Source organism: Pseudonocardia acidicola (assembly GCF_012911935.1).
Lineage (GTDB): Bacteria > Actinomycetota > Actinomycetes > Mycobacteriales > Pseudonocardiaceae > Pseudonocardia > Pseudonocardia acidicola.
In genome coordinates this window covers 1-13,216 of the sequence record NZ_JAAXLA010000119.1, presented here as the reverse complement: position 1 = coordinate 13,216, position 13,216 = coordinate 1, and the positions used below count along the sequence as shown (strand labels likewise).

The 13,216-nt window shown below is 70.5% G+C and carries 11 protein-coding genes and 1 pseudogene; 3 read left to right on the top strand and 9 right to left on the bottom strand.

Translation table 11 applies throughout. The features are described 5' to 3' along the window. A pseudogene (locus HF526_RS33005) lies at positions 1-149 on the top strand (biotin synthase BioB); the annotation flags it as partial. Between the two features lie 612 nt (positions 150-761). Here HF526_RS33005 and HF526_RS33000 read toward each other — a convergent pair. The 8 genes from HF526_RS33000 to HF526_RS32965 all read right to left on the bottom strand — a co-directional run bounded on the left by HF526_RS33000 (position 762) and on the right by HF526_RS32965 (position 10,128). Then, the gene (locus tag HF526_RS33000) at positions 762-1,193 is read right to left on the bottom strand and encodes a hypothetical protein (protein WP_169385582.1); all 432 of its coding nucleotides are present in this window, start codon (positions 1,191-1,193) and stop codon (positions 762-764) included. A gap of 436 nt (positions 1,194-1,629) precedes the next feature. After that, on the bottom strand, positions 1,630-2,397 hold the full coding sequence (locus HF526_RS32995; protein ID WP_169385581.1) for an alpha/beta fold hydrolase: 768 nt from the start codon (positions 2,395-2,397) through the stop codon (positions 1,630-1,632). Continuing rightward, positions 2,394-4,067 carry a PHA/PHB synthase family protein gene (locus HF526_RS32990; protein WP_211178158.1) on the bottom strand — a complete coding sequence of 558 codons (1,674 nt, stop codon included), beginning with the start codon at positions 4,065-4,067 and terminating at the stop codon, positions 2,394-2,396. The genes HF526_RS32995 and HF526_RS32990 overlap by 4 nt, the downstream gene beginning before the upstream one ends. Before the next feature lie 185 nt (positions 4,068-4,252). After that, on the bottom strand, positions 4,253-5,860 hold the full coding sequence (gene mhpA / locus HF526_RS32985; protein WP_169385580.1) for a bifunctional 3-(3-hydroxy-phenyl)propionate/3-hydroxycinnamic acid hydroxylase MhpA: 1,608 nt from the start codon (positions 5,858-5,860) through the stop codon (positions 4,253-4,255). Continuing rightward, the gene (locus tag HF526_RS32980) at positions 5,857-6,105 is read right to left on the bottom strand and encodes a DoxX family protein (protein ID WP_169385579.1); all 249 of its coding nucleotides are present in this window, start codon (positions 6,103-6,105) and stop codon (positions 5,857-5,859) included. The genes mhpA and HF526_RS32980 overlap by 4 nt, the downstream gene beginning before the upstream one ends. Further along, positions 6,102-8,063: an acyl-CoA synthetase gene (locus HF526_RS32975; RefSeq protein WP_169385578.1), complete on the bottom strand. Its 1,962-nt coding sequence runs from the start codon at positions 8,061-8,063 to the stop codon at positions 6,102-6,104. The genes HF526_RS32980 and HF526_RS32975 overlap by 4 nt, the downstream gene beginning before the upstream one ends. Beyond that, positions 8,060-8,998: a fumarylacetoacetate hydrolase family protein gene (locus HF526_RS32970; RefSeq protein WP_169385577.1), complete on the bottom strand. Its 939-nt coding sequence runs from the start codon at positions 8,996-8,998 to the stop codon at positions 8,060-8,062. Before HF526_RS32970 ends, HF526_RS32975 begins: the two co-directional genes overlap by 4 nt. Next, a complete protein-coding gene (locus HF526_RS32965; RefSeq protein WP_169385576.1) occupies positions 8,995-10,128 on the bottom strand; it encodes a VOC family protein in 1,134 nt (377 codons plus the stop codon). Before HF526_RS32965 ends, HF526_RS32970 begins: the two co-directional genes overlap by 4 nt. 109 nt (positions 10,129-10,237) lie before the next feature. Between HF526_RS32965 and HF526_RS32960 the strand changes: the two genes are divergently transcribed. Continuing rightward, positions 10,238-10,927 (top strand): TetR/AcrR family transcriptional regulator, encoded by a 690-nt coding sequence (locus HF526_RS32960; RefSeq protein ID WP_239029451.1) that lies wholly within the window; start codon positions 10,238-10,240, stop codon positions 10,925-10,927. Between the two features lie 777 nt (positions 10,928-11,704). Here the strand turns inward: HF526_RS32960 and HF526_RS32955 are convergent. After that, a complete protein-coding gene (locus HF526_RS32955; RefSeq protein WP_169385575.1) occupies positions 11,705-12,130 on the bottom strand; it encodes an LppA family lipoprotein in 426 nt (141 codons plus the stop codon). 446 nt (positions 12,131-12,576) lie between these two features. On the opposite strand from HF526_RS32955, the gene HF526_RS32950 reads away from it, so the two are divergent. Beyond that, entirely contained in the window at positions 12,577-13,089 is a 513-nt protein-coding gene (locus HF526_RS32950; protein WP_169385574.1) for a globin domain-containing protein, read from the top strand. The last annotated feature ends 127 nt before the right edge of the window (positions 13,090-13,216 follow it).

The window sequence follows — 13,216 nt, the reverse complement described above, 5'->3', positions numbered from 1 at the left end:
ATCTGGGGGCGCGCCGGGGGCTGCTGGGCGGGATCAACGCGGTGATCGTGGGCAACTACCTGACCACGCTGGGCCGGCCGGCGGAGTCCGACATCGACCTGCTCGGCGAGCTGCAGATGCCGATCAAGGCCCTCAACGACACGCTATGAGCAGCCATGGGCCGGCACACCGAGGCATGCGTCAGCATGCGCGACTCGCCCGAATAGGGCTGACCTACCGGCCTGCGCGTCCAGATCCGGTCGCGGCTACTAATGCGCACACGCTGCCACTAACGTGGTGTTGTCGTGCAGGTTGCGGACCGATGCGTGGGTGTCTCATGACACGAACTGTGACGCGAAACCGCGTCAACTCCGGTCGAGAAGATCCAGACCGACAACGGTGCCGAGTTCCAGTCCAGCTTCCACTGGCACGTCCTTCGACCAGGGCATCGGCCACACCTACATCCGACCAGCCACACCGAGGCTCAACGGCAAGGTGGAGCCGCCAGGCCGGCCGGCCCGCCACCGACAATGGGCGCCCGCTTCCTCTCGATCCCTCCGGAGGCAGGGCGTTGATCCGGCCGTGGTTCCTCGAGATGGACCTTCTTCCATCGTCCGCCGGCGGGCGCGAACAGCAACAGGCGGCAGCTACGGCCGACGCCCGGCTGTCGGCGCCCTCCGAGGTGGTGGCGCGAGAGCCGATGCCTCCTGTGCCGGAACAGGGCGGCCCGGGGTCCAGCTGAGGCCGGGGCCCACTCCTGAAAGACCGGGCAGCGACAGACCTCAGCGGCCGGTCGCCTTGGCGCGTTCGTCGGCGTAGGCGCGGGCGTCGATCGCGTCCAGTACGGCCAAACGCGCGTTGTCGACGGCCCAGCCCGCGTAGTCGATCGCGGCGGATGCCCCCTCTTCCGCCCACGCCGCGTCGTCCGCGGCGACGCTGGCGTCGAGCTGCGCGTTCCGTTCGTGGATTTTGGCCTTGATGTCGTCCATCTTGGCGGCGGCGTCGGCCTTCATCTGGTTCCACTTGCTGCGTGCGCCGGCGTCCGCGGCGTCGGCGTGCTGCTCGGCGTCCTTGACTCCGAGGTTGACGTCGACCTGAGCCTGGTCGATCCGCTGCCTGAGCTGGTCGCGGGACTCGGTCGCGGCGGTCTCCACCGCCGCCTTCGCTTCGGCGACGTTGTTCTGCAGTGCGTCGAGCTGCGCGGAAAAGTCCATCGTTCCTCCCGATCTGCCTCGCTCGGTGCTGCCGTCACAGCGAAGCGCGTTCCGTCGTTGCGCCCGACGGCCGAAGGAACCGAGTCAGGGGAGCCTTCCGTCCACATCGTCTTCGGGTTGTTCGGCCCGAGCAGGAGATTTCTGGTTGGCGAAGGCGCTGATTCCGGTGATGCCGCGCCCCACGATGAGGGCTGCATGGGCCCGGTGTCCTCGAAGGTGTGCACGGCCTCGATGTCGGCCACGTGCCGCATGACGCGGAAGTCCAGCAGGATGCCGTTCCCGCCCAGCAGGTCGCGCACCAGGGCCAGGACGGCAGGGACCTCGGACGTGTTGTGCAGCAGCGCCGTGATCGTCGGTAGCACCTCGTCGGCGACGAACTGCCGGGCCCCGGCGAGGTGGTCGAACTGGGTGTCGGTGAGCTGGTCGCGGAGCAGGACTAGTCGGTGGACAGGGCCTCGCCGATGCCCACCTGCAGGTCGTCGGTCACCGGGTGTCCTCCTTCCGGACGATGCGGAGCGTGGCCGATGTGCCGTTCAGGAACTTCTCGATCAGCGGAACGAGGCGTTCGGGCCGGGCGATCAGTTCGAGATGGCCCCCATCCCGCGGCGGCCAGCAGTTGGAGGGCATACCCCCGGTGCGAACCGGCGCGGCTGTGGCGGTGCAGGAGGTGAGCGGCGGTCACCGGGTCGTCGCGGACCGTCCCGCCGTAGATTTCCGGGGCGACGCGTCGCAGGAAGTCGGGATCGGTGTAGCGCCGCGGGGTCGCCATCCGCGCCAGGACGCGGGGGGTGGCCGGCATCATGAGCGTCCCGGTACCGGTCGCGACCAGCACGAGCCTTCGACATCGGCCCCGGGCGGTCCGTGCGAACTGTTGCGCCACCCCGCCGCCCCACGAGACGCCGAGGACGTCGACCCGCTCGTGGTCGAGGACGTCGAGCAGCGCGACCATCGTGCGGGCCAGACCGGGCAGACGGTAGGGCCGTGTCGGGGCGGGCGAACCGCCGGCGCCCGGGGGGTCGAAGCGGATCACCGGGCGGTGCGGGTCGAGCGCGTCGACCAGCGGGTCGAAGGACTCGAGGCCCGCGCCGATGCCGTTGACGAGTAGTAGCGGCGTGCGGCGGGGGTCACCCGGCCGAATGTGGATGCGCAGCAGCTGCCCGTCGATGCCGGCCAGCCGAGGGGTCCGGGCGTCGTCGCCGTTCATCGGTCGAGGACGTAGACCCCGGGCGCAGGGTCCAGCGGTGTCAGCCCGGCTCCGCCCAGCGCGTCCGGTGCGTCACGGTCCGGCCCGCTGCGCTCGGACAGCCATGACAGGTAGTCGGGCCACCATGAGCCCTGTGTCAGGGGTGTCGCCCCCTGCCACGCGGCCGGCTCGGCGTGGAGGTCGGCGGAGACCTGGTACGTGGCCTTGAAGTTGGTGGGCGGGTTGACCAGGGCGGCGATGTGACCGCTGGCGGACAGGACGAAGCGCATGCAGCCGCCGAACAGCTGCGCGCTGCGGTAGCAGGCCTGCCACGGGGAGATGTGGTCGGCGCCGCCGGCGACGACGTAGCCGTCGGTCGTGATCGCCGACAGGTCGACGGGTTCGCCGAGCATGCTCGCGTCGCCGGACCGCACCAGCGCGTTGCGCAGTGCGAGGTCGAGGAGATCGTGGTGCAGGGCGCCAGTCATGCGGGTGGTGTCTGCGTTCCAGAACAGGATGTCGAACGGCGCCGGGTCCTTGCCCTGCAGGTAGTTGTTCACCCAGTAGTTCCAGATCAGGTCGTCCGGGCGCAGCCAGGCGAAGACCTCGGCCAGCGTGCGCCCGTCGAGGTAGCCCCGCCTCGCGGACACTGCGGTCGCCGCGGCGGCGGTGGTGGCGTCGAGGAAAGCGCCGGCCACCCCGGCCCGCGCCTGGTCGAGCACGCACACCGCCAAGGCGAACCCGGCCACCTTGTCGGCCAGTTCTCCGCGCTGCTGCAGGGTGGCCAGCGCCATCGATTGCAGCGTGCCACCGGAGCAGAAGCCCAGGACGGTGCCGACGTCGGCGCCCGTGACCGTGAGGGCAGCGTCGAGCGCGTCGAGGATCGCCTGCCCGTAGACGTCCGCGCCCCAGTCGCGGTGGCGGGCGTCAGGGTTGCGCCAAGAGATCATGAAGACCTGCTGGCGGCCCCGCACGAGGTACTCCACGAGGGAGCGTCCGGGCGCGAGATCGGCGATGTAGTACTTGTTGATCACGGGCGGGACGACGAGCAGGGGGCGGGTCCGCACCGTCGGCGTCCGGGGGGTGTACTGGATCAGCTCGAACGTCGCGGTGCGCAGCACCACCCGGCCCGGGGTGAGCGCGAGGTCCACACCGACTTCGAAGGCGTCGGGCCGGACCGTCGTCGGCACGCGGGGCGCGGCGGCCAGATCCGTGACCAGATTGCGCAGACCTCTGACGACAGAGGTGCCTCGGGAGTCGACGAGTGCCTTCCACGCGGTCGGGCTGATGAAGGGGTTGTTGCTCGGGGCCAGGGCGGCGATGAGGTTGTCGACGGCGAACTCGAGGCGGGTGTGGTCGCGCCAGCCGAGGTGGGCGTCGTCGAGCAGCCCGTGCACGGTGCCGTCGGCGGCCAGGTAGGCCTGGAGGATCCGCCGCAGCACGGGGTTGGTGCGCCAGGCCTCGTCGGTGAAGCGGCGGTCCCGTTGCCCGGGGGCGCGGGCGGACCGGCCGATCGCGATCCGCCCCAGCTCGGTGGATAGATCCCGGGCACGCCGGGCGACCGCGTTCGGGCGGCCGGCGAGATCGGCAGCCCAGCGCAGTCCGGGCCCGGTCGGCGCGAGCCGGCGCCTCGCGCCGGGTGCACCCTCGGCCAGCAGCAGGTCCGACGGCGCGGCGGTCTCGGTCGGCACGCTCCCGGTCACCGGACCGGAAGGTTCCGCGACAGGCCCCGTGCGACCTGCCGATCGCACCCGGGCGCCGACGATGGCGTGGTGCGGCATGGGCAGGGGTGCAGCCGCCGGGCGCGCGGCACCGTGGGTGGAGGTGGATTCCGTGGTCCCGGGCGGGCCGGTAGCGGGAGTGGACTGCTCGGTGATCATGGCTGGGCCTCCGTGGAGCCGGGTGCAAGAGGTGCCGGAGGTGCGACGGGCCCTCGCGGCTTCGATCGGGTCGGGCGGTACGGGAGCCGGATCGACGCGAGACCGAGGGCCAGGGCGGCGACGTCGCGGCCGGCGCGCTGAACGGTGGCGTCCGGCCGTACGATCGCCGCGCGTGCCCGGCCGCGCCGCAGCCAGCGGTACAGATCCGTACCGGGTGCGGCAATCACGACGACCGCGCCGCAGCGCTCGATCTCGGACTGCGCCGCCGGCGTCGGAGCGGTCGTGGTGACCAGGGCGAAGCGCCCACCCGCGAGGTCGTCGAAGCGGTGGGACCCGTCGGCGAGGGCGTTCGGGCACAACTGCCCCGCGAGCGTCCGGCGCAGGCGCGGCCGGCCGACGAGGGCACTGCGCCGCAGTGGCGGTGTCCGGCTGTCGAGGATCTGCTGCTTGATCCCGGGAACGCGGTGCAGGCGTGGAGCGACGGCGCGGCGCACAAGCTCGCCGACGCCGCCGCCCCCTGTCATGACCGTTCCGATCAGCTTCGCCAACCGGATCATGGTGTGGGCGTGCGGCTTGCGCTCCGCCTCGTAGGTGTCCAGGAGGTGCTCGGGTAGGTCGCCGCGGAGAACGGCGGCGAGTTTCCAGCTGAGGTTGGCTGCGTCGCGCAGCCCCGCGCCCATGCCTTGTCCGACGAAGGGCGGGGTGAGGTGTGCGGCGTCGCCGAGGAGGAAGATCCGGCGGTCGCGCCAACGATCGGCGAGCTGGGCGCGGAAGGTGTACTCCGCCACGCGGAGGATGTGCAGCTGGTCGAGCGGTGTGGACTTGGTCCAGGGTGCGATGAGCGGATGCAGGCTGGTGATGTCGCGGTAGTCGTCGGCGGTCTCCGTGGGCGCCAGGCGGAACTCCCAGCGGTAGCGGGTCCGGCCGACGCGCATGTAGGTCGCGGCTCGCCGGGCGTCGCAGACCTGATGTACGCCTTCCCACTCGGCCAGATCGCACGCGGTGTCCACGTCGACGACGAGCCACCGCTGGTCGAACCTCAGATCCAGCATGTGCGCGTCGATCGCGGTGCGGGCGATGCTGTTGGCCCCGTCGCAGCCCAGCACGTACGCGGCGTGCAGCGTCTCGGACTCCCCGCGGAGCCGATCGGTCACATCGACCCGCACCGGCCCGTCGCCGTCCTGGGTCAGAGCCGTGACCTCGGTGCCGCCGCGCAGGGTGGCGAAAGGATGCCGGAAGAGGTTGGCGCGCAGGAGCCCTTCGAGCTCCGGCTGGTCGAACATGTTGGTCTCGGGGTAGCCGTGCCGGCCTCGGCCGGCGCCTCGTGCCAGCTCGGCCAACACCGTCATGTCCGGCCGGACGAGCCGCAGCCCGTGGCAGGGCCGGGAGATCGCGGCGAACTCATCGCGGAGCCCCAGACCGGCCAGGATGCGATAGACCTCGTCGTCGAGGTGGACGGCCCGGGGCTGCGGGTAGATCGACTCCCACCGGTCGAGGACCAGGCACTCGACGCCGTACCGGGCGAGCAGTGTCGCGGCGGTCAGCCCGGTAGGGCCGGCGCCGATGACGACGACAGGGACGATCGGGGTGTTCCTGGTGTTCATGGCCTGACTCCGAGCAGGAGCAGCAGCCCGCCGCCGGCGAGAGCACCGATCAGGGGCGCGATCAGACCGAGCACGGTGCCCGTCGCGCCGGCGATCTCCAGCGCGCCGATCACCCGGTACGGGGCGGTCGAGTGCCCGAGGTGGGCGGCCCGGGCGCGCATCGGGGCCAGAGCGGAGACCTTGGCCGAGCCGAGCGCGAGGAAGAGCGCGGCGACGATCGGCGCTAGGGCCAGCAGGGCGATCATGCCAACGCTCCTCTGTCGGGAACCGCGGGCGCCGCCAGGCGGCGGGCGGCACCGGGCCTGGAACCGTGGTGTTCAGCGCTCGACCGCAGTTCCCACCTGATGGCGAAACGGCCCAGGATCGCCTCGACAGCGGCCGGGTCGGTCCCCGGCCGCACGGCGACGGTGGCGAGCGCCGTGCCGTCCTGGATCCGGACCTCGACCGTGGCACGAGGGCTGACCTCGGTGATCGCGTCGAGGACGGCACGGCGGGTGGCGTCCGCCCGCAACGGCAGCTTGTAGGGCTTGCCCACGCCGGTGACCGGGAGCTCATCGAGCACGGTGACGGTCTTGGGTGCGGCGGCAGGCTCGGCGACCCGGGCGCGTGCCCAGCTGCGCAGCTCGTCCTCGCCGACGGTCGCGCCCGGCGCGAGGGCCACGTAGGCGACCGGGACCTCCCCGGCGTGCGGGTCGGGCCGGCCGACGGCCGCGGCTGCGGCGACCTGCGGATGCGCGAGCAGTGCGTCCTCGACGACCGTCGGGTCGATGTTGTGGCCGCCGCGGATGATGAGGTCCTTGGCGCGGCCGGAGAGATGGACGAAGCCCTCGCTGTCGACTCGGGCGAGGTCGCCGGTGTCCAGCCAGCCGTCGACCAGCTTGCCGAGGCCGTCCAGGACGTACCCGTGCTCGTCGCGTCCCACCACGTAGCCGGGGAACACCGCCGGGCCGCTGATCGCCAGCACCCCCGTCTGATCGGGGGGAAGGTCCTTCCAGATGCCGTCGGTGCTGATGCGGACGGCCTTCAGTCGCTGGTAGGGCAGCCGCTGGCCGACGGTGCCCGGCCGGAATGCCTCGGGGAAGGTCAGCGCGCTCGCGCAGGTGGCCTCGGTCAGCCCATACCCTTCCATCAGGGTCGCGCCGGTGTGGGCCTGGAAATCGTCCCGGACCGCGGTGGGCAGCGGGGACGCACCGACGACGGCGAAGCGCAGGCTGGAGATGTCGGCGTCCACCGGGTATCGGGCCAGCGCGGCATAGACGGTGGGTACCGCGCTCATCGAGGCGATGCGGTAGCGCTGCACCAGTTTCCAGAACAGCGGGTACAGGGCGGGGTCGCGGTAACCGAGTGGTCCGGCCCACAGCACCTGCTGGCCCTTGAACAGCGGCATCAGCACCGTGACGACGAGCGCGTTGACGTGGAACAGCGGCAGTGCGGCGAACACCGTCGACTCAGCCGTGAACCCGGGGTAGGCGGCCAGCATCCAGGCGTCGGCCACCTCCATGCCGTGGGTGTGGGCGGCCAGTTTCGGCTCGCCGGTGGTGCCACCGGTATGGAACAGCGCGGCGAGATCGGACGATCGTGGGACCGTGCCGGCGAAGCGTGACGGGTCGCTGTGCTGCGCCTCCGCGTCGAGGTAGGCCACCGTGACTCCGGGCAGGACCGGCAACGGCTCCGGTGCGGCCGTGGCCGCTGTGGGTCGCACGACCAGGACGGTGTCGAGCACGCCGGTGGCGGCGAGGCGCCGAGCGCTCGTCCACGTGTCGGGCGCGAGTTCGGGCCCGGCGGTGATGAGCACGCGGGCCCCGGATCTGCGCAGCAGTGCGCCCAGATGTGCGGGCGATAGCAACGCGTTGAGGGGGGCTGCGATGCCGGCCAGCTGTGCGGCGAGGGTCGCGGTGAGCAGCTCGGCGCAGTTCGGCGCCATCAGGGCGACCGCGTCGGTGCGTCGCACGCCGAGGTCGTGCAGCAGGTTGGCGTAGCGGTGCACGTCGGCGAGGAGCTGGGCGAAGGTGCGTCGATGCGGCTCCTGCCAGTTCGCGTCCGGCAGGACGGCGACCGCGATCCGGTCCGGCCACAGCCCCGCGGCGCGGGTCAGCAGCGCGTAGGTGGTTTCGGGCAGGCCGCGTGCCTGCAGTGGCACCGCTTCGATCGCGGTCAGGTCGTCCGGGGTGGCGTAGACGGGCCACAGCAGCTCGCCGGTCATCCGGTCCACCGCACCGTGGTGCGCTGCTGGCCGAGGTCGATCGCTCCGTCGTCGGTGGCCACGGTGGCCTCGATGACGTCGCCGTCCTGCAGGTACTTCGGGTTCTTCCGCTGCCGGCCGAGGAAGACCTTCCACCTCAGCGCGGGCGGCAGCAGCGAGGCGAGGAACGCGATCGGCGCGGAAGGAGCGGACAGCGCGGTGCCGACCGGGGTGCCGGTGAGCAGGAGGTCGCCCGCGTCGAGGTGCTGGAACCGGGCCAGTGCCTGCAGCGCCTGCACCGGTGAATAGATCATGTCGGCGACGGTCATGTCCTGGCGTGGCTCGCCGTTGACCCACAGTCGCAGCCGCAGGTCGGTGAACCGCTTGAGCTCGTCGCGGTCGAGCAGCACCAGGGCGGGCCCGACGGGCGTGAAAGTCGGGTAGGACTTGGCCTCGTAGAACTGGGTCTGGGGCAGTTGGACGTCGCGGGCGGACACGTCGTTGGCGACCACCAGGCCGGCGACGTGGTCGGCGAGGTTCTCGTGGGTGATCTCGGCGCCGACCGGCACCTCGCGGCCGATGACGATACCGATCTCGACCTCGTAGTCCAGCAGGTGCACGTGGGCGGGCCGGACGACGTCGGCATCGGGGGCGCTGATCGATCCCGACGCCTTGCGGAAGAAGGTCAGCGGGATCGTGTTCGGGTTCATGCCCGCGTCGGTGACGTGCGAGGCGAAATTGGTCATCTGGGCCACGAGCCGGCACGGCGCGGTGACCGGGGAGAGCAGGGTGAGGTTCTCGACCGCAACCGTGTCGGTGCGGGCCATCGCCGCAGTGATGGCTTCACGGTCGTCCAGCAGTTGGGCGGTGGTGGTGGCGTCGGTGTCGATGCGCGCGGCGCCGCTGGCCGTTTGGACGTACCAGGCGTCGGCGGTTCGCAGGGTGGTCGTGGTCATGATGCGGGCACCTTCAGCAGTCCGATGAGGCGGTGGAGGTCGAACTCGGTGTCGTCGTCGCGCAGCGCGCGCCCGATCGCGCGCAGCTCCTGCAGGGACTCCCGGCCGGGCGTCATGCCGAGGAAGTCCCTGGTCGCCGGAGGTCCCCATTGCGCCAGGCCGGACGCGGTCATCGGGGCCCAACCGGGCTCGAGGGTGTTGTCGAACATGTCGCCGTCGCTGAAGTGCTCGACGAGGAAGCCGTCCGGGTCACGCCAGTAGTCGAAAATCTGGCTGCCCTGGGTGTGTCGGCCGATTCCCCAGGACCGCTGGTAGCCGTGTTCGCGCAGGAACTCGCCCCCGGCCGCCATCGCGTCCAGATCGGCGACCTGGTAGGCGGAGTGCACGTACCGGTTGGAGGGGCCGAGCACCATCGCCAGGGTGTGGTGGTCAGTGGGCGTGGACCCGAGGTCGCAGCGGATGAAGCTCATCACCGGTCCGCGCTCGCGCTGGCCCGGGTAGTAGAGGAAGTCGCTGACGATCAGCCCGAGGTGCTGCAGATACCAGTCGAGCGTCTCGACGTAGCGGGTGGACTGGAGCACCACGTGCCCGAGCCGCTGCACCTTTGCGGGTGCTCGCGGCGGCCGTTGGGTGGCGTTCACCCGCGTCAGCTCGTGGCCGATGTTCCAGGACAGCGGCTGCTGGGCGGGCTGTGCGGGCAGTTGGTGGGTGTCGGCGACCACTCGGACCCGCGCTCCGCTCGGGTCGACCAGATCGACGCCGACCCCGCCGAGGCTCTCCGGCGGGGTGGTCACGGTCCGACCGGTCACCTCCGCGAGCCGCAGGACGTCCTTCCGGTCCGCGGCCTGGAAGGCCGAGCCGACCAACCGCGACCGGGGCCCCTGCCGGATCACCACGCACGGTGCGCCCGAGTCCGAGCCGCGCAGCTGCAGCTCCGACTCAGTGCGGGAGGCGGTGACGAAGCCGAACGCGAGGGCGAACAGCTCGGCCCGCTCCAGGTCCGGCTTCTCGAACTCGAGCCAGGCCAGGTCCCGGACTTTGACCACCGGGTTCGCCGCTCGGCCGGGATGCTCGCCGGCGAGCGCGCCCTGCTCGCTGTGCAGGCCCGCGTGCGGGTCGTGATGTTTCACCTTCGCTCCTCAGGTCCTCAACTATGACGATATCCTCAACTATGAGGTGCGCGTCAGTCAATACTTTCTGACGAAATCCTCAGAGTTGACGTTCCGTGCTACGGTGGGGATGATCACGACGAGCGGAGGCTCAGGCATGACGGAGCAGGGCGAGCGCGCTCCCACCAGGCGGGAGCGCCGAAAGGCCCACACGCGAGCAGCGCTCGTGCGCGCCGCTCAGGGATTCCTCAGCGCGGGCAGGACCGACGTGCCGATCCTCGAGATCACGCAGGCTGCCGACGTGGGGATGGGCTCGTTCTACAACCACTTCGACAGCAAGGAGCAGCTGTTCCAGGCTGCGGTCGAGGAGGCCCTCGACGCCCACGGCGCACTGCTCGACGAGCTCACCGCAGACATCGACGACCCCGCCGAGGTCTTCGCGCGCAGCTTCCGGCTGACCGGGCGCCTACACCGCCGACAGCCCGAACTGAGCAACGTCCTGCTCCGGCACGGCCTCGCGATCGTCACCTCGGACAGGGGCATCGCACCCCGAGCCCGTCGCGACATCATGGCGGCCGCCCGCGCGGGCCGGTTCACCGTCAAGGATGTCGACCTCGCGATGACAATCGTGGCTGGTGCCGCCCTCTGTCTCGGACAGCTACTGCACGACCGGCCCGACCGTGACGACGCCCAAGCCGCCGACCAGGTCACCGAAGACCTGTTGCGCATGCTCGGCGTCACGGCCGACGAAGCGCACGAGATCTGCCGCCGCCCGCTCCCCACCCTCGACCGCTCGACCGAAGGGGGCGCAGCGGCCTGACGTCCCCCGGGGGGACGTCCGAAGTCGGCTTCCCCCGCGCGACGACCACTCGCGTCGGAGGGACCGGCCGAGCGCAGGCCGACGGCCGGCGCAGTCGGCCGCAGGCAGCTACGCCGGGCACAACCAGAACGCCCAGATGCCCGAGCTGATCGCCGAGTGGCGGGTTTCGGAGAAACCGTGGGATCATTCGTGGTGCGAAACGAAATAAGCGAGGGTGGCTGCAACTCGCTCTTGGGGGTCCGCGCGCAACCGTTGTTGCAGGTAGTGGTCCTGTGAGGCGGGATACCGCCCTCTGTTGATCCGCGGGTTCGGCGTTCGATCCCCCGGGGCCCACGTCTGACCTGCGTCAACGGTGCGGCATGGCAGGGCGTCGTCGTCTCTGGCCGCGTCGGTTGACAGGATTTCGTGTCACGAGTCGTGTCATGAGTGGGACCGATCGATAGGTGATCGGCTGCGGGTGATGCCCTCGTGGACCCCGCACTCCGACACCGCGAGCGGCGCGACTACCTCACCGCCGAGACGCCGTCCGTCCCTCTGTGTCGCATGAGATCCTTTTCGCAACAGTGATCGACGCGTCGTCGGCGACTGCTCGATCAACGTCCGCTCAGGAAGCACGGCGCCGCCGCAAAGAACCCTCGAAGTCAACAGGGGGTGCGGCGGAGCGGGGCTCCGCGGTCGGCCGCGCTCCTCGTGCTCACGTGGGGATCGAGCACCCGGATGTGATCTCGCCATTCTGCTGTCGCAGGTTCATCCGGCAGGACCGATCGTCGCTGCCGTTCAGCTCGGGCGGTGGCAACCGGTGGTGACCTGCAGGACGGTGTTGGTCTCGGTGCCGAAGTCGTAGTTGGCGCCGAGGGTGGGGTCGACGGCGGTGGTGGTGTGGTGGCCGGGTTGGTCGATCTGCAGGGTGGGGGCGGTGAAGCCGTACCGGGTGGTGATGGTGGTGACGATCTGTTTGGCGCGGGGCCAGTCGGCGTCGGGAATGTTGCCGCTGAACTCCCACATCGGCATGTAGACGACGACACCGTCGGTGTTGGTGAGGTCGCCGCCGCAGCCGGCTTGGATGCCCTTGTCGGTGATCTTCCAGGGGAAGGGGCCGATGGCGGCGTCGAGTTGGTCGCGGATCTGTTTCTGCATCTCCTCGTAGCGGGTGATCATCTGTTGTGAGCTGGGGCGGGCGGCGAGCTGAGCTTGGGGGTCCATGTGGGGCTCCTGGAACGAGGATGTGCATCCGGCGTTGAGTGCGGCGATCAGGACGAGGCCGGCGACGGTGGCGGCGATGTTGTGCTGGCTGGTGATTCAGGGGCTGAGGTAGTCGCTGTGGCCGGTGACGCCGTGGAGTGGGGTGCCGTCGGGGGCGGTGTGTTCGTTGGCGGAGAGCCGTGAGCAGATCGGTGGGCTACATCGAACATCACCACCTGCGATCGGGATTCCCTGCAACAGGTGCCCACCCGAGTTCGATAACAGGAAGGGCCGGCGCCGCCGCTGCGCGTGCGCCAGGTATTGATCCTCTGCTCGACGAAAGGCAGCTCATTGGTCAGGCACCCCGGCTCGAACCCGCTCCGCCACCCGGCAGCGTGGCCCCGATGAGCCATCCGCAGACCGTTGGGACGCCGTCCCCGTCCGAAGTACCGCGGCCAGCACCTGCGGTGATCGCCACCGTGCGAGCGTCGTGCCTCGCGGTGGCCCACCGTCCGGTGCGCCTCGCCGAGGCGTTCTATGCGCACCTGTTCGAGATGGCTCCGCAGCTGCGGGCGATGTTCCCACCCGACCTGACTGGGCAGATGCAGAAGATGAGCGACACCCTGCTGGGTGCCATCGCGCAGCTCGACACGGCGGACACGACGGAGCTGGAAGCCGCGTTACGCCAGCTCGGCGCCGATCACCGTACGCGCTTCCGGGTCGAGTCCGAGCACTACAAGTACATCGGCCATGCCCTGACCCGGGCCGTGCGGGATGTGTCCGGACAGGGGTATTCGGGTTCGTTGAGCTCGGCCTGGATCGCGGTCTACCAGTGGGTCGCCACGCACATGACCGCGGGCGCTCAGGCGGCGGAGTCGGAAGCATCGACGGAGAATCCTTCGACGATTGCGCTGCCGCATCCTCGCGAGGCCCGAGAAGACGATCTCGAGCCTGCTTCCCGCCCGCATGACCCGGCCTAGTACTCCAGCCGGACTTCGTGATCTTGCCGCGTGGCGGTCCCGGAACTGGTACGGCCACCGCTTGATCATCGTCAGTTGTGTGGACATCTGAAGATCAGGCGGTGGCCGCGGGCCACAGCGTAGAACC